The sequence below is a fragment of the Streptomyces sp. NPDC047108 genome (assembly GCF_040643575.1).
Classification (GTDB): Bacteria; Actinomycetota; Actinomycetes; order Streptomycetales; family Streptomycetaceae; genus Streptomyces.
The window spans coordinates 956,295-979,463 of record NZ_JBEYUP010000001.1 but is presented as its reverse complement, the minus strand read 5'-3'; the positions used below and the strand labels follow the sequence as shown (position 1 = coordinate 979,463).

The following is a 23,169-nucleotide window of genomic DNA, read 5'->3' as shown; positions in this document are numbered from 1 at the left end:
CTCAGTCCTCCCCCAGGATCTGCGGCACCTTGAATCGCTGCTGCTCCTGCGCCGGGGCGCAGGCCAGCGCCTGCTCCGGGGTCAGTGACGGACGGACCTCGTCGGCCCGCATGACGTTCGTCAGCGGCAGCGGATGGGAGGTCGGCGGAACGTCCTCGTCGGCCACATCGGAAACGCGGGCGACCGCGCCGATGATCACGTCGAGCTGTCCGGCGAAATGGTCGAGCTCTTCGCCGGACAGCTCCAGACGTGACAGCCGGGCGAGGTGGGCGACCTCCTCGCGCGTGATGCCAGGCATGCAGCGATCCTCAAGGTGAGTGTGCAACGGTTTTGGCCCAATCCTATGGCGGCGGCAGGGGTGGGAGCGAAACGCATTCGCCTGCCGCCCGTACGCCCCGCCGGCAGGGGCGCGCTCCGTCGGGCCGGCGGGGCGGTCACCGCCGGGTGCGGGACGGCGGAACGGGCCACCGTGGAGCGGGAGGAACGATCCGTCGTACGAGGAACGGGTGCACGGCAGGGGCTCGGGAGCGACATGGGCATGCGGCAGGGCCCGAGAGCGGCCGAGGCCGTTGGACGCGATGCGACACGGCGGCGCGCCCCGTACGCCGTACCCCGTTCCTGCCCGGCGCGCGGGGCCTCGGCGGACGGAGTCGCGTCCCGCCGGTCGGCGGAGAACCGCGCCGTGCCCCTGTCAGTTGACCGGCGTGCCCGAGGGGTGGTCGGCCTCCTCGATCGCCGCATGTTCCGGCTCCGGTTCCGTGCCGTCCTCGGACGGGGCGACGCGCTGCCAGCCGCGCTCGCCGCGGAGGCGGAGCCAGGCCGTCGTCTCGTCCGGCGGCATCGCGGCCGCGACAAGCCAGCCCTGGACAGCGTCGCAGCCGAGGTCGCGCAGCCGCTCCCAGGTCTCGTCGTCCTCGACGCCCTCCGCGACCACCAGCAGGCCGAGCGAGTGCGCGAGGTCGACCGTGCAGCGGACGATCTCGGCGTCCTCCGCGTCGACCGCCAGCCGGGCCACGAACGAGCGGTCGATCTTCAGCTCGCTGACCGGCAGCCGCCGCAGGTGGACCAGCGAGGAGTAGCCGGTGCCGAAGTCGTCGAGCGACATCTTGACGCCGTGGCCGGTGAGCCCGGCCAGGGTGTCGGCCGCGCGCTGCGGGTCCTCGAGCAGGACGTGTTCCGTTATCTCCAGTTGCAGGGCGCCGGGCGGGACACCGTGGCGCGCCAGGCGGGCCGCGACCGCGCCCGCGAAGCCGGGGGTGTGGACGTCGCGCGGCGAGACGTTGACGGCGACCGGCACCTCCAGGCCCGTGGCGCGCCACCGGGCGACCTGGCAGAGGGCGGTCTCCAGGACGTACTCGGTGAGATGCGGCATCAGGCCGGAGGACTCGGCGATGGCGATGAACTCGTCCGGGCTGACCCGCCCGCGCTCCGGGTGCACCCACCGTACGAGCGCCTCGAGGCCCGCGACCCGGCCGTCGAAGCCGACCTTGGGCTGGTAGTGCAGTTCGACGTCGCCGGCGTCGAGGGCACGGCGCAGGTCGCCGAGGAGACCGAGGCGGTCGGGGGTGTTGCCGTCGCGCTTCGCCTCGTAGACCTCGACGCCGCTGCGGTCGCGCTTCGCCTGGTACATGGCCACGTCCGCGCGGCGCAGCAGGCCTTCGGCGTCCAGGGCGTGATCGGGGTAGACGGCGACCCCGGCGCTGGCCTCCAGGACGAGCGTGAGGCCGTCGAGGTCGAGCGGGGAGCCGAGGGTGGCGACGAGCTGGCGGGCCACGCGCTGGGCGGACGTCGTGGAGTCCGCGGTGGGGAGGAGAACGGCGAACTCGTCGCCGCCGAGCCGGGCGGCCTCCGCGCCGCGGGGCAGCGCCACCCGCAGACGCTCGGCGATCTGCAGCAGCAACCGGTCGCCGGCCAGATGTCCGAGCGTGTCGTTGACCGACCGGAAGCGGTCCAGGTCGATCAGGACGAGCGCCGCGCGCGCTCCGATCCGTTCGGCCTCGTCGAGCGCGGTCCAGGTGCGCTCCAGCAGCCACTGACGGTTCGGCAGACCCGTGAGGGGGTCGCGGAGTTGCTCCTCCGCCCGCGCGCGGGCGATCCACAGCGTGGAGTCCAGGGCGACCAACGGGACGGCGAACAGCGGCAGCAGCACCGGCAGTGTGGTGGCGACGACGCAGATGAGCGGGGCGATCCCGAGCAGGGCGACGCCGACGAGCGCCTGCCGGGCCAGCGCCGTACGGGCGATGGTCCGCAGGCCGCCGTCGCGCGAGGTGCGGGAGTACCAGAGCAGCGCGCGGGTCACCGCGAGGTAGGTGAGCGCGGCGAGGATCACCTGGGGGACGGATGCGAGGTCCCAGTGCCCGGGGAGCCACGGGTCCTCGACGGTCGGGACCGTGCCGCAGGCGGCGAGCGCGAGTCCCGCCGAACCGATGCCGAGGATGTCCACGGCGCCGTGCAGGACGCCCTGTTTCCAGCGGTGCCGGCGCGCTGTGCTGACGAGGACGACCACGGCCAGGCTGACCAGGACGGCGGGGATCCAGCCGTTGAGGAGCAGCACGGCGAGGGTGAGGGCGGCGCCCGAACCGGTGCCGCCCCACCAGCGGTCACGGCCGAGGGCGACCAGGTGGCCGACGATGATGCCGGTGAGGACGGCGAGGGACCAGCCGACCGTGGCGTCGGGGAAGAGCGCATGACCGTCGCCGAGAACCCGGATGACCCCCGCGGTCAGAGCCGCGACGGCCACGACGACGACCAGGGCGGGCAGTCCGGGCACGGCGACCCGGCGCACTGATGACGCCGGATCGGCGCTTTCGGTGGGTTTCATCTCCCGTCCCTCTCACAGCCGGCGGTGCCCACGCGACGAAGCGGCACCCCTTCCGATGCCACCACGTCACGTTCGACCACGCAGCCGTGCCCGGGAGGCGCACATCTCAACAGTAGGCCGCGAAAGGCTGGAACGGGCAGCGATCCGCAGCGGTTGCCCGAATGCGACCCAGGCACCCGGAACCATCTGATATGCGCCGTACGGGTGGTCCCTGACGGCTATTCGGGTGACACCTCGGCCACTTCCCTGGCGGCGTCGGGCCCTTGCTGCAGCAGTACGGCGAAGCCGTCCTCGTCCAGTACCGGAACCTTCAACTGGAGGGCCTTATCGTACTTCGAACCCGGGTTGTCACCTACGACAACGAAGCTGGTCTTCTTCGAAACGGAACCGGCCGCCTTCGCTCCTAGGTTCTGCAGGGCCTCTTTCGCGCCATCTCTCGTCCAGGACGCCAGCGTTCCCGTGACCACCACCGTGAGCCCCGCGAGCGGACGGGGACCGCTGTCCTCTCCGCCCTCTTCCTCGAGCCGGACTCCAGCGGCACGCCATTTCTCCACGATCGCGCGGTGCCAGTCCTCCGCGAACCACTGCTTCACCGAGGCCGCGATCGTCGGCCCGACGCCTTCCACGGCGGCCAGTTCCTCCTCGTCCGCCTCGGCGATGCGGTCCACCGAGCGGAACTCCCTGGCCAGGGCCTCCGCCGCGACCGGTCCGACATGACGGATGGACAGGCCGGTGATGATGCGGGCGAGCGGGCGCTGCTTGGCCTCCTCGATGTGCTGGAGCATCGCGAGGGTGTTCTTCTTCGGCTCGCCCTTCTGGTTGGCGAAGAGCGTGACGACCTTCTCCTCACCGGTCTTCGGGTCCCGTTTGGGCAGTCCGGTGTCCATGTCGAGGACGTACGACCGGATGGGCAGGAGCTCCTCCACGGTGAGGTCGAAGAGGTCGCCCTCGTCCTTCAGCGGCGGCTCCGAGGGCTCCAGCGGCTGGGTCAGCGCCGAGGCGACGACATAGCCGAAGTTCTCGATGTCCAGGCATCTGCGGCCCGCGAGATAGAAAATCCGCTCCCTCAACTGGGCAGGGCAGGAGCGGGCGTTGGGGCACCGCAGATCGATGTCGCCCTCTTTCATCGGGCGCAGGGCGGTGCCGCAGTCCGGGCACCGGGCCGGCATGACGAACTCGCGCTCACTGCCGTCCCGCAGGTCCACCACGGGCCCCAGGATCTCGGGAATCACATCGCCCGCCTTGCGCAGCACGACCGTGTCCCCGATGAGCACGCCCTTGGCCTTGACGACGTCCTGGTTGTGCAGCGTGGCGAACTCGACCTCGGAGCCCGCGACCTTGACCGGCTCGACCACCGCGTAGGGCGTGACGCGCCCGGTGCGTCCGACGCCGACCCGGATGTCGACCAGCTTGGTGTTGACCTCCTCGGGCGCGTACTTCCAGGCGATGGCCCAGCGCGGGGCGCGTGAGGTGGAGCCGAGCCGGCCCTGCAGGGGCACCTCGTCGAGCTTGACGACCACGCCGTCGATCTCGTGCTCCACCGCATGGCGGTTCTCGCCGTAGTAGTCGATGAACTGCCGCACGTCGTCGAGGGAATTGACGACCTTGTACGCCTTGGACGTGGGCAGGCCCCACTCGTGGAGCAGTCCGTACGCCTCGGAGAGGCGGGCGATGCCGAAGCCCTCGCGGGCGCCGATGCCGTGGACCACCATGTGCAGCGGGCGGGTGGCGGTGACTTTGGGATCCTTCTGGCGGAGCGAACCGGCCGCCGCGTTGCGCGGGTTGGCGAACGGCGGCTTGCCGGCTTCCACCAGGCGGGCGTTCAGCTCCTGGAACTTCTCCATCGGGAAGAAGACCTCGCCGCGGATCTCGACCAGGTCCGGGACGCGGTCCCCGTGCAACCGGTCCGGGATCTCGGCGATCGTCCGGATGTTGGGCGTGATGTCCTCGCCGGTGCGGCCGTCGCCGCGGGTGGCGGCGCGGGTGAGACGGCCGCGCTCGTAGGTGAGGTTGACGGCGAGGCCGTCGACCTTCAGCTCGCACAGGAAGTGGAAGGCGGAGCCGCTCAGTTCGCGGGCGACGCGGTCCGCCCAGGACTCCAGCTCCGCCTCGTCGAAGGCGTTGTCGAGGCTGAGCATCCGCTCGCGGTGCTCCACGGCGGTGAACTCGGTCTCGTAGTGCCCCGAGACCTTCTGGGTGGGCGAGTCCGGCGTGCGCAGCTCCGGATGCTCCTCCTCCAGCGCCTCCAGGGACCTCAGCAGCTTGTCGAACTCCCCGTCGCTGATGACGGGGGCGTCGTTGACGTAGTAGCGGAAGCGGTGCTCCTCCACCTGCTCAGCGAGCTGTGCATGCCGCTCCCGCGCCTTCGCGGGCACGCTCCCCTGCTGTTCGCCGGCCACCGTTGCTTCCTCCCGTTACTCAGGGTTGTCCGCGAGCGATCTCGCGGACCGGACGCAATGGGCCAGCACCTTCCGGGCGTACGCCGGTGAGGCACCCGCGAGACCACATGCCGGAGTGATCACCACGGACTCGGCGAGAGTCCCCGGTGACAGGCCCAGCCTGCGCCACAGCGTCCTGACACCCCCGACGCTACCGGCAGGGTCCGACAATCCGGTGTCCGTGCCGGGCACGATTCCGGCGAGGAGCGCGGTCCCGCCCTCGACCGCCTCGCCGATCCGCTCGTCCTCACGCTCCGTGAGGAGTGCGGCGTCGAACGAGATGCCCGTCGCGCCCGCGCGCCGCAGCAGCGCGAACGGCACGCCCGGCGCGCAGGAGTGCACCACCACGGGGGCGCCCCCGGCCGCGCCGAACACCTCGCGCAGCGTGCCCTCGGCCACGGCCCGGTCGACGGCACCGTGCGTGCGGTAGCCGCTGGCCGTCTTCACCTGACCCAGCAGCACGGCCGTCAGCGACGGCTCGTCGAGCTGCAGCACGACCTGCGCCCCGGGCACCCGGCGCCGCACCTCGTCGAGGTGGCCGCGCAGCCCTTCGGTGAGCGATCCGGCGAGGTCCCGGCGGGCACCCGGGTCGGACAGGACGGCTTCGCCGTTCCTCAGCTCCAGCGCGGACGCGAGCGTCCACGGTCCGACGGCCTGCACCTTCAGCGGGCCCTCGTACCCCTGTGTGAACTCCTCGAGCGCGTCGAGGTCCTCGCCCCGCCAGGACCAGGCGCGCCGGGTGTCGCGGCCCGGCCGGTCGCCGATCCGCCAGCCGCTGGGCTCCACGCGTGCGTACATCTCGACCAGCAGCCCGGCCGTACGCCCGATCATGTCGGCGCCCGGTCCCCGGGCGGGCAGTTCGGGCAGATGCGGGAAGGTCTCCAGCGCGCCGGTGACGGTCTTCGCGGCTTCCCGCGCGTCCGTCCCGGGCATCGAGCCGACACCCGTCGCGGCGGCGGGCCCCCACGGGAAACGGGGTGTGTCCACGCCGCTCACGAGCCGGGCCGTACGGACAGATCCGTGACCTCGGCGTCGCGCGGGAGGTCGAGCGCGGCGAGGATCGTCACGGCGACGGACCCGGGGTCGATCCAGCGGGACTCGTCGTACATCTTGCCCTCCTGCCGGTGCACGTCGGCCTGCATGGGCGTGGCCGTGCGGCCCGGGTAGACGGAGGTGACACGCACACCGGCGTCGTGCTCCTCCAGGCGGAGGGAGTCGGCCAGAGCCTTGAGGCCGTGCTTGCTGGCCGCGTACGCGCCCCACTCGGCGTTGGCACGCAGCCCCGCACCGGAGTTGACGAAGACGACATGGCCGCGCCCGACACGGAGCTGGGGCAGCAGCAGCCGGGTCAGCTCGGCGGGCGAGACGAGGTTGGCGGCGAGCTGCGCGTTCCACCCCTTGGGGGTCATCTCCCCGATGGGACCCAGCTCCACGACGCCGGCGACGTGCAGGAGGGAGTCGAGCCGGTCGGGGAGTTCCTGGTGTCCGAACGCCCAGGACAGCTTCTCCGGGTGGCCCAGGTCGCCGACGACCGTACGGGCACCGGGAAAGCGCTGCTGGAGCTCCTTGGCGCGGCCGGCGTCGCGCGCCAGCAGCCAGAGTTCGTCACCGCGTTCGGCCAGCCGCTCGGTGACGGCCGCGCCGATGCCGGAGCCCGCCCCGGTGATCAGGTGTGCAGTCATGGCCCCCAGCTTGCCTCACCGGCCGCCCGCGGCCTCCTCCAGGTGCGCCAGGGCCTCGGCCGGCTCCTCCGCGAAGACGACGAGCCGGTCCAGCGGCAAGGGCAGGAAGCCTTCGTCCTCCATGCGCTGGAACTGCAGTTTCAGACCGTCGTAGAACCCCGCGGTGTTGAGCAGCACGACGGGCTTGTCATGGATGCGGTGCTTCTTCAGCTCCAGGATCTCCGTGGCCTCGTCGAGCGTGCCCGTGCCGCCCACCATGATCACGACGGCGTCGGCGCGCGCCAGCATCTCCGCCTTGCGCTCGGCGAGGTTCTTGGTGATCACCATCTCGTCCACGCCGCGACGGACCTTGTCGGACAGGAACTCCACCGAGACGCCGGCCAGCCGGCCGCCCGCCTTCTCGACCCCGTCGGCCACGACCTTCATCAGACCGACGTTCGACCCGCCCCAGACGAGCGTGTGCCCGCCCTTGCCGATCAGCTCGGCGAACTCGCGGGCGGGGCGCGTGTAGCGCTCATCGAGGTCGGCGGAGGAGCAGAAGACGCAGATGTTCATGCCCGCCACTGTACGAGCGGCACGCCGTGCGCCCGGAGGTCGGCGTCAGCCGGAGGGCACGGGCCGGGCGCGCTGTGTCGTCGCGATCGTCGCCGAGCCGACGACGCGCGTGCCGTCGTACAGAACGATCGCCTGGCCGGGTGCCACACCGCGCACCGGCTCGGTGAAGGCGACCCGCAGCTCCCCGTCGGCGAACTCCGCGGTCACCTCGGTCTCCCCGCCGTGGGCGCGGAGCTGCGCGGTGTACGTACCGGGGCCGCTGGGAGGCGTGCCGCACCAGCGCGGCTTGATCCCGGTGAGGGCGGTGACGCCGAGGGCCGCGGAGGGGCCGACGGTGACGGTGTTGTCCACCGGCGAGATGTCCAGGACGTAGCGCGGCTTGCCGTCGGGCGCGGGGACCCCGAGCCGCAGGCCCTTGCGCTGGCCGATCGTGTAGCCGTACGCGCCGGTGTGGGTCCCGACCTTGGTGCCGTCCTCGTCGAGGATGTCGCCCTCGGCGGTGCCGAGGTGCCGCGAGAGGAAGCCCTGGGTGTCGCCGTCCGCGATGAAGCAGATGTCGTGGCTGTCGGGCTTCTTGGCCACGGCCAGACCGCGGGACTCGGCCTCGGCGCGGATCTCGTCCTTGGTGGTGCGGGTGTCGCCGAGGGGGAACAGGGCGTGGGCGAGCTGCCGCTCGTCCAGGACACCGAGGACGTACGACTGGTCCTTGGCCATGTCGGTGGCGCGGTGCAGTTCGCGGGTGCCGTCCTCGCGCAGGACCACCGTCGCGTAGTGGCCGGTGCACACGGCGTCGAAGCCGAGGGCCAGCGCCTTGTCCAGCAGCGCCGCGAACTTGATCTTCTCGTTGCAGCGCAGGCAGGGATTGGGCGTGCGGCCCGCCGCGTACTCGGCGACGAAGTCCTCCACGACGTCCTGCCGGAACCGGTCGGCGAGGTCCCAGACGTAGAACGGGATGCCGATCACATCGGCCGCGCGGCGGGCGTCGCGGGAGTCCTCGATCGTGCAGCAGCCGCGGGCCCCGGTCCTGAAGGACTGGGGATTGGCGGAGAGCGCGAGGTGCACACCGGTCACATCATGGCCCGCCTCGGCGGCGCGGGCCGCGGCGACTGCGGAGTCGACGCCGCCGGACATGGCGGCGAGCACCTTCAGGCGGCGTCCGTCGCCGGGGCCGGCTGGCGCGGCGGGGCTGGTCTGGGGGACGGGAGAGGCGTTCATAGCGACTCCAGGGTAAGGGGAACCGCGCGGGACCCCGAAGGCGTTATGTACCGGTGAACCGTATGCGCGAAGGGGGCGGATGGACGAGCAGGCCCGAGGGGAGTCCCGCGCGGAGCGCCGCACCGGCAGCGGCACGCCGCGCCGAGCCGGGCTGAGCCGCCGTGCCCTGATCGCCGGGGGCGCCGCCGCGGCCGTCGGCACGGCCGGGGTGCTGGGCGCGGACCAGCTGGCCCGCCTCTGGTGGCGGATCCCCGGCAATGACAAGCCGCGCAAGAAGGGCGAGCTCGACCACCGGGGCGCCCAGTGGATCGCCGCGTCGACGGCGAACTGGCGCATGGCCGACCGGCCCGACGACTACACGATCGACCGCGTGGTGATCCATGTCGTCGAGGGCAGCTTTCCGATCGCGCTGAAGGTCTTCCAGGACCCGGAGCACGGCGCGGCCACCCATTACGTGGTGCGCAAGGACGGCCACATCGCGCAGATGATCCGCGAGCTGGACGTCGCGTACCACGCGGGGAACCGCGGCTGGAACGAGCGCAGCATCGGCATCGAGCACGAGGGCTTCGTGGACCGCCGAGGGTCGTTCACGGAAGCGATGTACCGCTCGTCGGCACGGCTGACCGCCGGGATATGCGCGCGGTACGGGATACCGGTCGACCGCCGGCACATCGTGGGCCATGTGGAGGTGCCCGGCACCGATCACACCGACCCCGGCCCCCACTGGGACTGGGACCGCTATCTGAGGCTCGTACGGGAGGCGAGCCTCAGGACGGCGTGACCCGGTCCGCGGGTGGCGGCCCTACGAGAGCCCCGCCGTGCGCGCCCGCTCGACCGCCGGGCCGATCGCCGCCGCCACCGCGTCCACGTCCTCGGCCGTCGAGGTGTGTCCGAAGGAGAAGCGGAGGGTGCCGCGGGCCAGCTCAGGATCCGTGCCGGTGGCGAGGAGCACGTGGCTGGGCTGGGCGACGCCCGCGGTGCAGGCCGAGCCGGTGGAGCACTCGATGCCCTGGGCGTCCAGGAGCAGCAGCAGCGAGTCGCCCTCGCAGCCGGGGAAGGAGAAGTGCGCGTTGGCGGGCAGCCGGCCCGCCGGGTCGGGGTCCCCGCCCAGGACGGCGTCCGGGACGGCCGTACGGACCGCGGTGATCAGCTTGTCGCGCAGCGCCCCGATCTCGCGGGCGAAGGCGTCGTGCTGCCCGGCGGCGTGCTCGGCGGCGGCGGCGAACGCGGCGACGGCGGGCACGTCGAGGGTGCCGGACCGCACGTGCCGCTCCTGCCCGCCGCCGTGCAGCAGCGGTACGGGTGTCTCCTCGCGGCGCAGCACCAGCGCCCCGATGCCGTACGGGCCCCCGATCTTGTGGCCGCTCACCGTCATCGCGGCGAGGTTCGACGCGGCGAAGTCGACGGGGAGCTGCCCGAAGGCCTGGACGGTGTCGGCGTGCAGCGGCACCTCGAACTCAGCGGCCACATCTGCGAGTTCACGGACCGGCATGACGGTGCCGATCTCGTTGTTCGCCCACATCACGGTTGCCAGGGCGACGTCCGAGGGGTCACGGGCGATGGCCTCGCGCAGGTCGCCGGGGTGGACGCGGCCGTAGGAGTCGACGGGCAGGTACTCCACGCGCGCGCCCTCGTGTCCGGCGAGCCAGTCGACGGCGTCCAGTACGGCGTGGTGCTCGACCGGGCTCGCCAGGACGCGGGTGCGACGGGGGTCGGCGGCTCTGCGGGCCCAGTAGAGACCCTTGACCGCGAGGTTGTCGGACTCCGTGCCGCCCGCGGTGAACACCACCTCGCTGGGCCGGGCGCCGAGCGCGGCGGCGAGGGTTTCCCGCGACTCCTCGACCGTACGGCGCGCTCGCCGGCCGGCGGCGTGCAGCGAGGAGGCGTTCCCGGTGACGGCGAGCTGGGCGGTCATCGCCCGCACCGCCTCGGGGAGCATCGGGGTGGTGGCGGCGTGGTCGAGGTAGGCCATGATGCCCACGATTCTACGAGCGGGGCCGGAGCCTTTCCCCCACGCGTCCGGGGGAGCGCGGGGAGGAGCGCGCTCCGGCCTGCACGGGATCCGGCGCGCGCGGGCGGCGGCGGGCCCGGAGGGCGCACGCATGACGCGGGAAGCGCCGGGCGCAGCGGAGGCGGCACCGGTGCGGGACGCGCAGGGAATGGACAGTCCCTGCGGGAGCAAGGGAGGGAGCAGGGGAGCGCGGGACGCCGGAGGTCCGGGTCCCGCGGCGACCTCAGGTGAGCAACGCCCGTGCGAGCTGGCGGGATTGGGCGACGAGCCGGTCCTCGCTGTCCCACACCTCGGCGTCCTCTTCCAGGAAGCCGCCCGCCATGTTGCGGGTGGTCACCGAGATCCGCAGCGGACCGGGCGCCGGCCGGTGCCGTACGTGGGTGGTGAGTTCGACGGTGGGCACCCAGCCCATGTGCCCGAGTTCGAACGCCGTGGGCGGCAGGGCGTCGACGGCGAGCAGCAGGGACAGCGGGTCGGCGTCGCGGCCGTCGGCGAGCCCGAACCAGGCGCGCATCTCGCCCCGCCCCGACGGCCGCCCGAGAGCCCAGCCCGCGGTGGCCGGGTCGAGGCGGATGTCGAGGCGCTCGGTGATGGCCGAGCTGCCCGGGAAGAGGGGTGCGGCCTGCTGCCCCGAGCGCGGCCCTGGGCAGTCCTCGTACGGGGGGATGGCCGGGGGCTGGGCGGAGGTGCGGACGTCGTCGGGCAGGGCGGCGAGGTCCCCGTAGTGCGCGGTGACGCGGATGCGCTCGACCTCCGTGCCGGACGCGTCGCGCTGGATCAGGGACGCCTGGCCGGTGGACATGGTCCGGCCCGTCCGCACGGTCTCGGTACGGATCTCGGCGGGACCGGGCCGGGAGGCGGTGAGGTAGTGCGCGGTGATCGTGAAGGGGTCGGGGTGCGGGAGGCTGTCGCCCAGGGCGCGGCCGAGCAGCGCCAGCAGGTAGCCGCCGTTGACCGCCTGGATGATCGTCCAGCCCTCGGACAGCTCGGCGTCGTAGATGCCGGGTGCGCGCCGCGTGACGGCGGTGTCGCGGTCGAACTCGCTGTCGCCGATCGTTGCCTGTGTCGTGCCCTGTGCCATGCGCTGCACCGTACACCGTTTTGTTACTGGCGGGTAGCCCCGCCCTGCGGCTGAGATGATGCGCCGGTGCTCCGGCAGCCGGGGCACCGGTCCGAGACTGGGAACGATCATGCTGCACATGCTGTACCTGGTGGGCGTCTCCGCCTTCGCGGCGAGCGGGGTGCTGGCCGCCCACCGCGCGAACATGGATCCCTTCGGCGGCCTGGCCCTGGCCTTCGCCGCCTCCATCTCCGGTGGCACGCTGCGGGATCTGATGCTCGACCGGCACCCGCTGTACTGGACGCACGACTGGGTCCTGCTGACCGTCATCGGCGCCGTCGGGGCCGCCACGATCGTCTATCTGCGCTACTGGCGGCTGCCCGAGCGCTCACTGCTCTTCGTCGACGCGCTCGGCCTCTCGGTCGTGACCGTGATCGGCGCCCAGGCGGCCATCGACTCAGGTGTCACACCGCTCGCCGTGATCATCTTCGGGGTCATCACCGGCGTGACGGGCGAGGTGGTGCGCGACGTGCTGTGCGGGGAGTTCCCGCCGCTGCTCCTCCGCGAGGACGTGTACGCCACGGCCGCGGCCGCCGGAGCCGGCGCGTACCTCGCGCTCGACGCGGCCGGCGTGGACGCCACGACGGCCACCGCGCTGTCGGCCGCCCTGGTCTTCGCGCTACGCATGGCGGCCGTCTACTTCGGGGTCCACCTGCCCCGTCCGCACGGCAACCGGACTCCGGGTACGAGCGCCTGACGGACGAGGCCGTGACGGACGAGGCCCACGCGCCGTCCGACGCGTGGGCCCCACCGATCGACGAGAGCCCGCCCTCAGCCGTCCTTGACGACGACGTCGGCCACCTCGGCGGCCCCCGGAAGGGCCTTGTCCCCGGGCGCCTGGTCCGGCGCGTTCTCCGGGTGGTGGCAGGCCACCTGATGCCCCGTCCGCAGCGCGACGAGCGGCGGCTCCTGCGTCGTGCACAGCTCCGTCGCCTTCCAGCAACGGGTGTGGAAACGGCAGCCGGAGGGCGGCTTGATCGGCGACGGGACGTCACCCTGGAGCAGGATCCGGTCGCGCTTGGCACGCCGCCGCGGGTCCGGCACCGGCACCGCGGAGAGCAGTGCGCGGGTGTACGGGTGCATCGGCGTCTGGTACAGCGACTGGCGGTCGGTCAGTTCGACGATCTTGCCGAGGTACATGACCGCGATCCGGTCCGAGACGTGCCGGATGACCGACAGGTCGTGGGCGATGATCACGTACGTCAGGCCCATCTCCTCCTGGAGGTCGTCCAGCAGGTTGACCACCTGGGCCTGGATCGACACGTCCAGCGCGGACACCGGCTCGTCCGCCACGACCAGCTTCGGCTTGAGGGCCAGCGCCCGCGCGATGCCGATGCGCTGCCGCTGGCCGCCGGAGAACTCGTGCGGATAGCGGTTGTAGTGCTCGGGGTTGAGGCCGACGACCTCCAGCAGACGCTGGACCTCGCGCTTGACCCCGCCCTCCGGCTGCACGCCCTGCAGCTTGAACGGCGCGCTGACGATGGCGCCGACGGTGTGCCGCGGATTCAGCGACGAGTACGGGTCCTGGAAGATCATCTGGACGTCACGGCGCAGCGGCCGCATCCTGCCCGTGCCCAGGTGGGTGATGTCCTGGCCCTCGAACTCGATCTTCCCGCTGCTCGGTTCGAGCAGGCGCGTGATCAGACGGCCCATGGTGGACTTGCCGCAGCCGGACTCGCCGACGACGCCGAGGGTCTCCCCCGCCCGGACGTCGAAGTCGATACCGTCGACCGCCTTCACCGCGCCCACCTGGCGCTTGAGGATGCCCTTGGTGATCGGGAAGTGCTTCGTCAGCCCCGTCACCTTGAGCAGCGTCTCACCGGGCTGGGGGTCCGGGGAGGTCGCCGTCTTGGCCACGGCTTCCGCGTCGGCCGCGCCGGCCTGTCCGGGGATCGTCATCGGCTCGTCCTCGCTCACAGCTTCGGCGCAATCTCTTCGGTCCAGATCCGCTCCCGGTCCTCCGGCGCCATGTGGCAGGCGGAGAAGTGTCCGCTGCTCACCTCGCGCAGCTCGGGCCGCTCGGTGCGGGTGACACCGCCCTTGGGCACGTCCGCGTACGGGCAGCGGGGGTTGAACGCGCAGCCGCTCGGGACGTTGATCAGGCTGGGCGGGGAGCCCTTGACCGGGATAAGGCGTTCGGTCTGGTCGCGGTCGATGCGCGGCATGGAGCCGAGCAGCCCCCAGGTGTACGGGTGCTGGGGCTCGTAGAAGACCTTCTCGGCCGTGCCGCGCTCGACGCAGCGGCCGCCGTACATGACCAGGATCTGGTCGGCCAGCTCGGCGACGACCCCCAGGTCGTGGGTGATGATGATGACCGCGGAGCCGAACTCCTTCTGCAGGTCCCGGATCAGGTCGAGGATCTGCGCCTGGACGGTCACGTCGAGGGCCGTGGTCGGCTCGTCGGCGATCAGCAGCTCGGGGTTGTTCACGAGCGACATGGCGATCATCGCGCGCTGGCGCATACCGCCGGAGAACTCGTGCGGATAGCTGTCCACCCGCTGGTCCGGCTGCGGGATGCCGACGCGGTCGAGCATCTCGACCGCGCGCCTGCGGGCGGTCTTCTTGTCGACGTCGTGGTGGATCCGGTAGGCCTCCACGATCTGCTGCCCGATGGTGAAGTACGGGTGCAGGGCCGACAGCGGGTCCTGGAAGATCATGGACATCTCGCGGCCGCGCAGCTTGCGCACCTCGTCGGCGGGCGCGCTCAGCAGTTCCTGCCCGTCGAGCCAGATCTCGCCGGAGATCTGCGTCTTCCGGCGTCCGTACTGGCCGACCCGGTGCAGGCCCATGATCCCGAGCGAGGTGACGGACTTGCCGGATCCGGACTCGCCGACGATGCCGAGCGTCTTGCCCTTCTCCAGCGAGAAGGAGAGCCCGTCGACGGCCTTCACCAGGCCGTCCTCGGTCGGGAAGTGCACCTTGAGATCGCGGACTTCGAGGAAGGCCGAGGGCGGCGGAGCCGCTCCCGCGGCCACCGGCTCGCCCACGGCACCCGGCTTCGCCGCCTGGTTTCCGGGAGTGTCCCCCGGGACAGATGCAGTGGTCATGCGAGCCTCACTCGGGGGTCGATCACGCCGTAGAGCACGTCCACAACGAGGTTGGCGAGGACGACCGCGCTCGCGGTGATCAGCGTGACGCCGAGGATGAGCGGCAGGTCGCGTTCGCCGATCGCCTTGAGCACGGCCTGGCCGAGGCCGGGCAGGCTGAAGGTCGTCTCGGTCAGGATCGCGCCGCCGATCAGGGCACCCAGGTCGACGCCGAGCAGCGTGATGATGGGGGTCATGGTGGAGCGCATGGCGTGCTTGCGGATGACGGCCCCCTCCCCCAGGCCCTTGGCGCGGGCGGTGCGGATGTAGTCCTCACCCATGACTTCCAGCATGGTGGCCCGGGTGAGGCGGGCGTACATCGCGCCGAAGAGGAACGCGAGCGTCACCCAGGGCAGGATCATGCCGCTGAACCAGTCGCCGAAGTTCTCCTCGAGTGGTGTGTACTCGTTGCTGACCCAGCCCAGGCCGTAGGAGAACACCGCCAGCGAGACCAGGCCGGTGAAGTAGATGGGCAGCGAGACGCCGCCGAGGGCGACGATCATGGCGCCCCGGTCCCAGACGGAACCGCGCTTGAGCGCCGAGAGGACGCCCGCGGTCAGGCCGATCAGCAGCCAGATGAGGGCCGCGCCGACGGCGAGCTGCAGGGTCACCGGCAGACGGTCGGCGAGGATCGGCCAGATGGCCTGCTCGGTCTTGAAGGAGTAGCCGAAGCAGGGGGCCGAGCAGTGAATGGTGTCGCCGCCACCGGTGTAGTCGCGGCCGACGAGGATGCCTTTGAAGAACTCGAAGAGCTGGACCAGGATCGGGTCGCCCAGACCCAGTTTCTCCCGGATGCCCTCCAGGGCCGCCGCGTCGGACTGCTTGCCGACGTACATGGTGGCCGGGTCGACGCCCGTCCACTTCGGAATCAGGAAGAAGATGCTGAAGACCGCCAGCATGATGACGATCAGCATCACTGCGGCGGCGAACAGCCGCCTGATGATGTAAGTGAGCACTGCTCTCGGGCCCCTGGCGGGCCCGGTGAACTCCCGGAGATCGTCCGGGAGTTCACCGGGCCGCCGTCGCGGCCTTCACCTGCCCTTCGTGCCTAGCGGCGGGTGCGCCGGCGATAGGTTTACTTGACGCCCAGCGACGTGAAGTCGTACTGACCGCTGAACGCGAAGGTCGAGTAGACGTTGGTCAGTCGGGGGGAGCGCCAGTTGATGATCTTCTCGAAGACGAACGGCAGGTAGTAGCCGCCCTCCATGACCTTCTTGTTGATGTCGGAGGCGAGCTGCTCCCGCTTGGTCTCGTCCAGCTCCGCGACGAACGAGTCGAACTTCTCGTCGATCGACTTGTCCTTGATCATGGCGAAGTTGTTGTTGCCGTTCGGCAGGATGTAGCTGCTGTCCCACAGCGGCATGCCGTAGCCCTGGACGGTCGGGAAGTCCGGACCCCAGCCCATGATGATGATGCCGTAGTTCTTCTTCTTCACGACCTCGGGGTTACCGATGATGCCGCTGGTCTGGGCGCCGTCGAACTGGTCGATCTCGACGTCGACGCCGATCTTCTTCAGCGACGCCTGGAGCGACTCGGCGGTGGCCACCTCGACTTCCTTGTTGTTACGGACGGCGATGGTGGTCTTGAAGCCGTTGGGCTTACCGCAGGCCTTCAGCTCCTCCTTGGCCTTGGCGATGTCGGCCTTGCCGCCGTTCTTCGCCGTGCCGTACGGGTCGTAGCTCGGGTCGGAACCGGGCACGACCGGCGGGAGCATGTTGGTGCCGATGTCACCACCGGCCAGCGGGCCACCTCGGGCGTTCTGCAGCGACTTGTGGTCGGCACCGTAGATCACGGCCTTGCGGCAGTGGATGTTGTCGAACGGCTTGACCGTCTGCGGGAACGACGCGTAGCGGATGTAACCCATGACCGGGTTGTCCAGGCTCTCCTTGTGCTGCTTGAGCGCCTTGGTGCGTCCGGCGGGCGACATACCCGTCTGGTTGAGGTCGAGGTCGTAGTCGCCGGAGATCAGACGGTTGTCCATCTCGTCGGCGTTGGTGAGCAGCGTGACCGTGACCTTGTCCGGCAGCGCCTTGCGGATGTCGTCCGAGGACTGCTTCCACTCGGTGTTGCGGACCAGGGTGATGTTCTTGTTCGGCGTGTACGACTCGAACTTGTACGGGCCGGACGAGAACGGCTTGAGACCGTACTTCGACTTGGTGTCCTTGTCCTGCCGGACGGGCGAGGCGAACGGCAGCGCCAGGATCTCCTCGAAGTCACTGTTGGCCTTCGGGAGCTTGAAGACGACGGTCTTCTCGTCCGGCGTCTCGATCGCCTTCAGGCCCAGCTTGTCCTTGGACTTGTCCTTGTACGGGCCCTTGTACTTGCCGTCCGGGTCCAGGATGTCCTTGAGGTAGACCGGCCCGCCGGACAGCACGTCCTGCGCCCACTGGCGCTCGATGCCGTACTTGACGTCCTGGGCGGTGATCGGCTTGCCGTCCTCCCAGGTGACGTCGTCCTTGAGCTTGTACGTGTAGGTCTTGCCGCCGTCGGTGATCTTCGCCTTGCTCGTGGCGAGGTCCGGCTTCAGCTCCAGGCCCTTCTCGCCAGGAGCCGTGTCGGAGGTGACCAGCTGACGGCTGTAGTAGCGCATGAAGTTCCATGCGAAGCCGTAGTAGCCGCGGGTGGTGTCCCAGGAGTCGGCGTCCTGCACGCCGATGAACTTCAGCGTGCCGCCCTTCTTGTCCGACGCGCTGGCGACCTTCTCGATGCCCGCGTTGAAACCGGCGCCCTTGCTGTCGCTGTCGCTGCCGCCACCGCCACAGGCCGCGGTGGAGACCAGTACCGCGACCACGACGGCCGACATGCCGGCCAGTCTGCGCCTCGATGTGCGTTGGGTTGTCACGATCTCGGATCCTCCGTGTGTCTCACGGCCCGCACGGCTGCGCAGGGCCCAGGGGTGGGGCTTGAGTGGGGGGAGTCAGCGGGTTCCCTTGGGGTCGAGCGCGTCGCGCACGCCGTCGCCGAAGAGGTTGAACGAAAGGACGGTGACGAAGATGGCCACGCCCGGGATCACCATGAACATCGGGTCGGAGTCGTAGTAGCGCACCGCGGTGGAGAGCATGTTTCCCCAGGACGCGGTCGGCGGCTTGACGCCCACCCCGAGGAAGCCGAGTGCGGCTTCGGTCAGGATGTTGGTCGGGATCATCAGCGTCGTGTAGACGGTGATGGGCGCGATGAGGTTCGGGAGCAGTTCCTTGAAGAGGATGTAGCGCTGCCCGGCGCCGAGGCTGCGGGCCGCCTCCACGTACTCGCGCTCGCGCAGGGACAGGGTCTGGCCGCGGACGATGCGGCCGATGTAGGGCCAGCCGAAGAATCCGATGACCAGGATCATCACCAGCAGGCGGACGCCGGTGCCCTCCAGGCCGAGGAGATGGTTGGGCATGACCGAGATGAGCGAGATGATGAACAGGAGCTGGGGGAAGGCCAGCAGCATGTCCATCACACGGCTGATCACGGCGTCGACCCAGCCGCCGAAGTAGCCCGCCAGAATGCCGAGCACGGTGCCGAACGCGACCGCCACCATGGCCGAGAGGAAGCCGACGAGCAGCGAGATGCGGGCGCCGAAGACGATGCGGCTGAAGACGTCACGGCCGTTGACCGGCTCGATGCCCAGCAGGTGCTCGGAGCTGATGCCGCCCCACGAGCCCGACGGAACGCCGAACAGCGGGTCGATCAGGTCCTCGTGATGCTCATTCGGATCATGGCCGAAGATGCTGGTGATGAGCGGAGCGAAGACCGCGACCAGGATCAGGAGGAGCACCATCGCACCACCGGCGAGGGCCAGTTTGTCCCGCTTCAGCCGGTTCCAGGCGATACGACCCAGCGAACGGCCCTCGACGGCCTTCTTGGTGACGTCAGCGACCACACCGGCCTCGTCGCCCTTGACCGGGACCGTGTCGTGCATAGGTGCCGTCATCGTGGTGGGGACCCCTCTCGACCGGCGGTGACCGGCCAGCGCTTGCCGCTGTAGCGGCCTCGATCTTCACATCGCACAAAGGGCCGATGGCCCGGCGAACGTGAGTCTTCATCGCGTTTGCGATCAGGTGCCAGCCCTCCCTCGGAAAGGATGCGCAACTGTGATGTGTGCTGGAAGCTTCCGGATTTCGGACGGGAGAGACTTCTCAGCGGATCGAATGGCGACGCGAAAAGCGCGCGAAACGGGCGGGCAAAACCGCCCGCACTCCCATCATTTGGCAATGGCGAATATCCATGTGCCGTTCACGCTCCAGGTCCGCGCACGTGATCGTCCGGATGACGGACGGGGATGTCGAGGACTGGGCAGCGCTTCGCTACACCCTCGGAAACTGAGTGGCGGTTCAGTAAGCGTGCGGAGCGGGACCCGGATGCCATCCCTGGGGCGCCGGGTTCCCGTGTGCAGGTCCCGGAGGCGGATAGCCGTAGCCGGGGGCCGGCGACGCGGGAGCGGCGGGACCCTGCGCTCCGCCGTAGACATCGCGGTCGAAGAACGGGCGGGCGAAGGTCCGGAGCCACATCGCCACCGGGTCGTACGCGTCGGACATCGCCACCGTCGACACCGGCAGGCCCTCGGGGACCGCGCCGACCGACTGCTGCATCATCGCCCGCGCCGACTCCACGGCCTCCGGGCTCGCGTCGTACAGATCGAGGCCGATGGCGAGATACGGCGCCCCGAGAGCGGGCTGGACCCAGGCGCGGCGCAGCGAACGCACCGCGGGGGTGCGGTGGGCATTCTGGGTCAGAAGCGCATAGAACTGGGCGATCTCAATGGTCGGTTCCGACAGCCGCAGCGGTCCGGCGGGAAGCTGGTCGAGCCCGACCGCGATCCGGCGCAGATCGGCCCAGGGAATGCCGACACCGCCGCCCGGAGCGTGCGGATTGAGCCACAGGCCCCAGTGGTCGGGGTAGAGCGAGGCGGCGACGTCGTAGCCGGAGACGACCTCATGGGCGCGGTTCCAGCCGCTGACGGCCAGTTCGTGGGAGGACGTGACGCAGGGCGCGTATCCCTGCCCGTCCACCTCCATGTTCCCGTACTGGGCCTCCGGCGAGCCCGGCGAACCCTGCCAGAGCAGCATCCACACCTGGCCGTCGGCGAGGGCACGCAGCAGCGCCTCGTAGGCGTCGTACCGCCCGGGCGTCACCTGCCGCAGCATCTGCTCCACGGCCCCCGCCGCAGCCGTGCCGCCTCCCGCACTCACCGACTTCTGCCCTTTCTCCTCGGCACAGCGCGACCCCGCTCAGGGCCCGTCGCGTGCACCCGCTCATCCAACCAGCTTACGGAGGTCTACGCGGTGTGGAACGGGCGTACCCGCTCCCGCATCCAGTCGACGACCGGATCCTGGGCGACGTCCAGCAGCACGAGTTGGACCGGCCAGGGCACCGGCACCGCGCCCAGCGCCCTGCCCAGGGCGTGCAGCACCGCCTCCCGGTCCTGCGGTTCGCAGCGCAGGAGTTCGACGCCGACGAAGAGGGCGGGTGCGGCTCCCTCGATGCTGGCCAGCGCCCGGCGGGCGGTCCGCACGAGCCCGGTGACGGCGAACTCCCCGGCGGCCGCGCCGAGGAAGTCGACCGGCTCGTCCTGCCAGTCCGGCTCGAACAGCCGCACCCGGCCGCCGCTCGGTCCGGCACCGTACTCGGTCACCGGCGTGTCCAGCGGGGTGCGGCCGGTCCGGCAGAGCTCCGCCACGGCGGCGGGCGGGAGCGGGACACCCACCGCGCCGCCGGGGTTGACCGCGATGCCGAGCTGCGGCGGAAGGCCGCGGGCGAACTCGCGGGCGGGGGCGACGGTGAAGGACATATGGGCGCCGGCGACCTGGAGGAACTGCTGCTCCGAGCTGAACACCGGGACGTAGGCGGCGCCCCCGATCTCGACGGTGGGCAGGTCGAGGTCCCGGCTCTCGCGGCTGCCGCCCTCCGGCAGCGGCACCCAGACATGGCTGCGGCCCAGCACCTCGACGATGCGCGCGCCCGCACCGTCCACGCCCACGGAGGCGGCGAGCGTCTCCTCCAGCGCGTTGGACGGAAAGCCCATGACGGGTCCGGGCTCGCCAGGGTGCGTGCCGTCGGCCGGCAGACCGCCGGAGGGGAAGGAGGAGTAGCCGTGCTGCTCCGACATGGTCACCGGGCCCATCCACTGTCTCGTTTGTCTCGTACGAACCGCCCACGCACCCTAACGGCTGCACTTGCGCTTCTTCCCGGGGGCTGCTCGAAAGCGCGGGATAAGCCCAGGTCACCGTGGCGACCGGCGCGCGCAGGGGTCAGGGCGGCGGTGTCGCTCTGCGTAACCACGAGTTGCACACCGTGCCGGGCCTTCAAAAGGTGGGGTCAAGGCCGATTGACACCCGAAGGGAGCACTCCCCATGCATATGTCCCGGAAGAGCGGCGTCCTCGTCGCGTCCGCCGTGTGCGGCGTCCTCGTGATCGGAACCGGTGCCGCCGTCGCCGTCACCGATACCGACACAGGGGCCCAGTCCCGTACGGCGACCGAGCGGAAGGCATCCGACGCCCCTCTGCCCGGCGCCGACAACCTGCTCGGACAGGCGAAGCTGCTCGGCGACATGGGCAGCATCACCCGTCCCGTCAACGACCTCGTGCAGGCGGTGCTCCAGGCCCCCGAGGGCAGGCTGCCGATCGCCGAGGCCACCAGCCGCGCGGAGGAGATCAAGCAGGCGCTGGCCTCGGTGACGCAGACTCCCGTCCAGCCCTCCACCCAGCCCGCCCCCGGCCCGGAGGACCCCGTCGTCCTGCCCGCCTACGACCTGCCCGGCCCCGCCGCGAAGTCGCGCCGCGCCGGCGACCCCGGACAGGACCTCAAGGCCAAGGCCGTGGCCGATCTGCAGAGCCGTCTCGACAGCCTGCTGCAGGCCCTCTCGGCCGGCGACCCGAGCGCCATCTCCCCCGCCGTGCAGAATCTCCTCACCGGAACGGTCAACGTCGTGACCAGCGTGATGGTCGGCGGCGGACTGCCCGCGGCGAACCTCGACGGCCTGCCGAGGCTGCCCCAGCTCCCGGGCACCCCGCAGATCCCGACCTCCCCCGGCGCGTCCGACGTGCCGGCGTCGCCCGAGGTCCCGGGCGCCTCGCAACCCTCGTCCGCCGCGGACTCCTCCGAGCGCCCGGCCGCCTGGCCCGCGAGCTGACGCGGACGACGGGACGGTCCACCGCTACGTCGCGGAGGGCGGACCCGGCTGTCCGGACGGTGCCGAACCGGCGTCCCGGCTACTCGAATCCGATGCGCCGCAGGGCACGCGCGGATCTTCGGTCGAGCAGCACGGCCGAGGCGCATCCGTCCGGAAGCCGCCCGCCCTCCGCGTCCGCGACCAGGCTCCCCACGGCGCGGCGGTGGCGGGCGAAGGCGTACTGCGAGACACCGCGCCCCCGTGCCGTCTGCCCCTCCAGGGCGATCTCCGGCGGAACGTCCAGCAGCGCCATGTGGAGCGACCTGCCCCGGCGGCGTGCGTCGTACGCCAGCCAGCGGCGCACCCACGCGAGCGTGCCGCAGTCGTGGACGACGACGCTGTCGCCCGAGCGGAGAGCGCTGTGCAGACCGGCGTAGTGCGCGATCCGTACCAACGGGCGGTACAGCGCGTACGGGACGGCGGCGGGCACCGCCCGCTGCCAGCGGTCGCGTACGTCCTGGGAATCCACCCGCCGCACGCGCCGGCCCCGCTGGTCCGGGCCCGCGACGGCCCGTTTGATCAGAGTGCTCTTGCCGCTGCCCGGCAGCCCGGAGACGACGAGCACGTCACCGGCCGGATAGCGGAGCTCCCCTGCGGGCACAGTCGCCGGCGCGCTCCCGTCCCCGGCGTCGCGCAGATCGGTCACCTTCCCCCGCCCGGGCCGGACCACCTCGGGCACGGTGCGGGGAGCGGCCGCCTCCCCGCGGCCGGGGCGCGTCGCTCCGGGCACGACCCGGGTGCGCGTCTCACCGGTCCCCCCGCCCGGGGTGTCTCCCGGCGCCGCCTTGGCCGAAGTCGCGTACGCACTGTCCCTGTGCACCGTGATCGTCCTCCCCGTTGGTCGGTCACTGCGCCCCACCGGAGCAGAGTGTCAAGAAACGGTAATGCGGTACAAGCTCGATACCTCGCCACCGGGCCGCCCGAACATCGGACAGTCGTGCAATGATGTCCGCGCCAACTCCATACCGGCCGTTCGATCCCGCGCGGGAGAGTCCCCGGACCGGCAGTCGTGCCGGGCGCCGGGGCGCCGAAGGAGCAAGTCCTCCCTTGAATCTCTCAGGCCCCGTACCGCGCGGATTAGGCACAT

Annotated in this window: 20 protein-coding genes and 1 riboswitch; of the genes, 3 read left to right on the top strand and 17 right to left on the bottom strand. The window is 71.1% G+C overall.

Going from position 1 to position 23,169, the window contains the following annotated elements; all coding sequences use genetic code 11:
• Position 1: 1 nt before the first annotated feature.
• From gatC to mnmA, 7 genes are all read right to left on the bottom strand, one after another.
• The gene (gene gatC, locus ABZ822_RS04295) at positions 2 to 298 is read right to left on the bottom strand and encodes an Asp-tRNA(Asn)/Glu-tRNA(Gln) amidotransferase subunit GatC (protein WP_360846546.1); all 297 of its coding nucleotides are present in this window, start codon (positions 296 to 298) and stop codon (positions 2 to 4) included.
• Positions 299 to 691: 393 nt separating this feature from the next.
• Positions 692 to 2,821 carry a bifunctional diguanylate cyclase/phosphodiesterase gene (locus tag ABZ822_RS04290; RefSeq protein ID WP_360846544.1) on the bottom strand — a complete coding sequence of 710 codons (2,130 nt, stop codon included), beginning with the start codon at positions 2,819 to 2,821 and terminating at the stop codon, positions 692 to 694.
• 218 nt (positions 2,822 to 3,039) lie between these two features.
• Positions 3,040 to 5,220 carry an NAD-dependent DNA ligase LigA gene (gene ligA / locus ABZ822_RS04285; protein ID WP_360846542.1) on the bottom strand — a complete coding sequence of 727 codons (2,181 nt, stop codon included), beginning with the start codon at positions 5,218 to 5,220 and terminating at the stop codon, positions 3,040 to 3,042.
• Positions 5,221 to 5,235: 15 nt separating this feature from the next.
• Complete coding sequence (locus ABZ822_RS04280; protein WP_360847059.1) at positions 5,236 to 6,246, bottom strand: methionine synthase; 1,011 nt, start codon at positions 6,244 to 6,246, stop codon at positions 5,236 to 5,238.
• 5 nt (positions 6,247 to 6,251) lie between these two features.
• The gene (locus tag ABZ822_RS04275) at positions 6,252 to 6,941 is read right to left on the bottom strand and encodes an SDR family oxidoreductase (protein WP_360846540.1); all 690 of its coding nucleotides are present in this window, start codon (positions 6,939 to 6,941) and stop codon (positions 6,252 to 6,254) included.
• Positions 6,942 to 6,956: 15 nt separating this feature from the next.
• Positions 6,957 to 7,496: a TIGR00730 family Rossman fold protein gene (locus ABZ822_RS04270; RefSeq protein WP_360846538.1), complete on the bottom strand. Its 540-nt coding sequence runs from the start codon at positions 7,494 to 7,496 to the stop codon at positions 6,957 to 6,959.
• Between the two features lie 45 nt (positions 7,497 to 7,541).
• A complete protein-coding gene (mnmA, locus tag ABZ822_RS04265; protein WP_360846536.1) occupies positions 7,542 to 8,711 on the bottom strand; it encodes a tRNA 2-thiouridine(34) synthase MnmA in 1,170 nt (389 codons plus the stop codon).
• A 79-nt stretch (positions 8,712 to 8,790) separates the two neighbouring features.
• On the opposite strand from mnmA, the gene ABZ822_RS04260 reads away from it, so the two are divergent.
• Positions 8,791 to 9,492, top strand: coding sequence for an N-acetylmuramoyl-L-alanine amidase (locus tag ABZ822_RS04260; protein ID WP_360846534.1), 702 nt, complete (start codon positions 8,791 to 8,793; stop codon positions 9,490 to 9,492).
• A 21-nt stretch (positions 9,493 to 9,513) separates the two neighbouring features.
• On the opposite strand, the gene ABZ822_RS04255 is transcribed toward ABZ822_RS04260, so the two are convergent.
• Together ABZ822_RS04255 and ABZ822_RS04250 are read right to left on the bottom strand one after the other, a co-directional pair.
• Entirely contained in the window at positions 9,514 to 10,683 is a 1,170-nt protein-coding gene (locus tag ABZ822_RS04255) for a cysteine desulfurase family protein (RefSeq protein ID WP_360846532.1), read from the bottom strand.
• A gap of 262 nt (positions 10,684 to 10,945) precedes the next feature.
• Positions 10,946 to 11,803: a thioesterase family protein gene (locus ABZ822_RS04250; RefSeq protein ID WP_360846530.1), complete on the bottom strand. Its 858-nt coding sequence runs from the start codon at positions 11,801 to 11,803 to the stop codon at positions 10,946 to 10,948.
• A gap of 109 nt (positions 11,804 to 11,912) precedes the next feature.
• On the opposite strand from ABZ822_RS04250, the gene ABZ822_RS04245 reads away from it, so the two are divergent.
• Complete coding sequence (locus ABZ822_RS04245; RefSeq protein WP_360846528.1) at positions 11,913 to 12,539, top strand: trimeric intracellular cation channel family protein; 627 nt, start codon at positions 11,913 to 11,915, stop codon at positions 12,537 to 12,539.
• A 74-nt stretch (positions 12,540 to 12,613) separates the two neighbouring features.
• Here ABZ822_RS04245 and ABZ822_RS04240 read toward each other — a convergent pair whose 3' ends face one another.
• The 7 genes from ABZ822_RS04240 to ABZ822_RS04210 all read right to left on the bottom strand — a co-directional run bounded on the left by ABZ822_RS04240 (position 12,614) and on the right by ABZ822_RS04210 (position 20,935).
• Positions 12,614 to 13,741 carry a dipeptide ABC transporter ATP-binding protein gene (locus ABZ822_RS04240; protein WP_360846526.1) on the bottom strand — a complete coding sequence of 376 codons (1,128 nt, stop codon included), beginning with the start codon at positions 13,739 to 13,741 and terminating at the stop codon, positions 12,614 to 12,616.
• Positions 13,742 to 13,755: 14 nt separating this feature from the next.
• Complete coding sequence (locus ABZ822_RS04235; protein ID WP_360846524.1) at positions 13,756 to 14,889, bottom strand: ABC transporter ATP-binding protein; 1,134 nt, start codon at positions 14,887 to 14,889, stop codon at positions 13,756 to 13,758.
• Positions 14,886 to 15,884 (bottom strand): ABC transporter permease, encoded by a 999-nt coding sequence (locus tag ABZ822_RS04230; protein ID WP_360846522.1) that lies wholly within the window; start codon positions 15,882 to 15,884, stop codon positions 14,886 to 14,888. Before ABZ822_RS04230 ends, ABZ822_RS04235 begins: the two co-directional genes overlap by 4 nt.
• A gap of 119 nt (positions 15,885 to 16,003) precedes the next feature.
• On the bottom strand, positions 16,004 to 17,731 hold the full coding sequence (locus tag ABZ822_RS04225) for an ABC transporter substrate-binding protein (protein WP_360846520.1): 1,728 nt from the start codon (positions 17,729 to 17,731) through the stop codon (positions 16,004 to 16,006).
• A gap of 114 nt (positions 17,732 to 17,845) precedes the next feature.
• On the bottom strand, positions 17,846 to 18,844 hold the full coding sequence (locus ABZ822_RS04220) for an ABC transporter permease (protein ID WP_360846518.1): 999 nt from the start codon (positions 18,842 to 18,844) through the stop codon (positions 17,846 to 17,848).
• Positions 18,845 to 19,244: 400 nt separating this feature from the next.
• On the bottom strand, positions 19,245 to 20,057 hold the full coding sequence (locus tag ABZ822_RS04215; protein WP_360847056.1) for an enhanced serine sensitivity protein SseB C-terminal domain-containing protein: 813 nt from the start codon (positions 20,055 to 20,057) through the stop codon (positions 19,245 to 19,247).
• 131 nt (positions 20,058 to 20,188) lie between these two features.
• Entirely contained in the window at positions 20,189 to 20,935 is a 747-nt protein-coding gene (locus tag ABZ822_RS04210; RefSeq protein ID WP_360847053.1) for an enhanced serine sensitivity protein SseB, read from the bottom strand.
• Between the two features lie 328 nt (positions 20,936 to 21,263).
• Here ABZ822_RS04210 and ABZ822_RS04205 point away from each other — a divergent pair, with 328 nt between their 5' ends.
• Positions 21,264 to 22,043: a hypothetical protein gene (locus ABZ822_RS04205; RefSeq protein WP_360846516.1), complete on the top strand. Its 780-nt coding sequence runs from the start codon at positions 21,264 to 21,266 to the stop codon at positions 22,041 to 22,043.
• 79 nt (positions 22,044 to 22,122) lie between these two features.
• Here ABZ822_RS04205 and ABZ822_RS04200 read toward each other — a convergent pair whose 3' ends face one another.
• Complete coding sequence (locus ABZ822_RS04200) at positions 22,123 to 22,728, bottom strand: AAA family ATPase (RefSeq protein ID WP_360847050.1); 606 nt, start codon at positions 22,726 to 22,728, stop codon at positions 22,123 to 22,125.
• Positions 22,729 to 23,056: 328 nt separating this feature from the next.
• Positions 23,057 to 23,163: riboswitch (glycine riboswitch) on the top strand.
• The last annotated feature ends 6 nt before the right edge of the window (positions 23,164 to 23,169 follow it).

Bases quoted from the DNA above. Each gene is read 5' to 3' on its own strand.
- gatC (WP_360846546.1), bottom strand. From the start codon at position 298: ATGCCTGGCATCACGCGCGAGGAGGTCGCCCACCTCGCCCGGCTGTCA.
- ABZ822_RS04290 (WP_360846544.1), bottom strand. From the start codon at position 2,821: ATGAAACCCACCGAAAGCGCCGATCCGGCGTCATCAGTGCGCCGGGTC.
- ABZ822_RS04275 (WP_360846540.1), bottom strand. From the start codon at position 6,941: ATGACTGCACACCTGATCACCGGGGCGGGCTCCGGCATCGGCGCGGCC.
- ABZ822_RS04270 (WP_360846538.1), bottom strand. From the start codon at position 7,496: ATGAACATCTGCGTCTTCTGCTCCTCCGCCGACCTCGATGAGCGCTAC.
- mnmA (WP_360846536.1), bottom strand. From the start codon at position 8,711: ATGAACGCCTCTCCCGTCCCCCAGACCAGCCCCGCCGCGCCAGCCGGC.
- ABZ822_RS04260 (WP_360846534.1), top strand. From the start codon at position 8,791: ATGGACGAGCAGGCCCGAGGGGAGTCCCGCGCGGAGCGCCGCACCGGC.
- ABZ822_RS04255 (WP_360846532.1), bottom strand. From the start codon at position 10,683: ATGGCCTACCTCGACCACGCCGCCACCACCCCGATGCTCCCCGAGGCG.
- ABZ822_RS04250 (WP_360846530.1), bottom strand. From the start codon at position 11,803: ATGGCACAGGGCACGACACAGGCAACGATCGGCGACAGCGAGTTCGAC.
- ABZ822_RS04245 (WP_360846528.1), top strand. From the start codon at position 11,913: ATGCTGCACATGCTGTACCTGGTGGGCGTCTCCGCCTTCGCGGCGAGC.
- ABZ822_RS04240 (WP_360846526.1), bottom strand. From the start codon at position 13,741: ATGACGATCCCCGGACAGGCCGGCGCGGCCGACGCGGAAGCCGTGGCC.
- ABZ822_RS04235 (WP_360846524.1), bottom strand. From the start codon at position 14,889: ATGACCACTGCATCTGTCCCGGGGGACACTCCCGGAAACCAGGCGGCG.
- ABZ822_RS04225 (WP_360846520.1), bottom strand. From the start codon at position 17,731: ATGTCGGCCGTCGTGGTCGCGGTACTGGTCTCCACCGCGGCCTGTGGC.
- ABZ822_RS04220 (WP_360846518.1), bottom strand. From the start codon at position 18,844: ATGACGGCACCTATGCACGACACGGTCCCGGTCAAGGGCGACGAGGCC.
- ABZ822_RS04215 (WP_360847056.1), bottom strand. From the start codon at position 20,057: ATGCTGCGGCAGGTGACGCCCGGGCGGTACGACGCCTACGAGGCGCTG.
- ABZ822_RS04210 (WP_360847053.1), bottom strand. From the start codon at position 20,935: ATGGGCTTTCCGTCCAACGCGCTGGAGGAGACGCTCGCCGCCTCCGTG.
- ABZ822_RS04205 (WP_360846516.1), top strand. From the start codon at position 21,264: ATGCATATGTCCCGGAAGAGCGGCGTCCTCGTCGCGTCCGCCGTGTGC.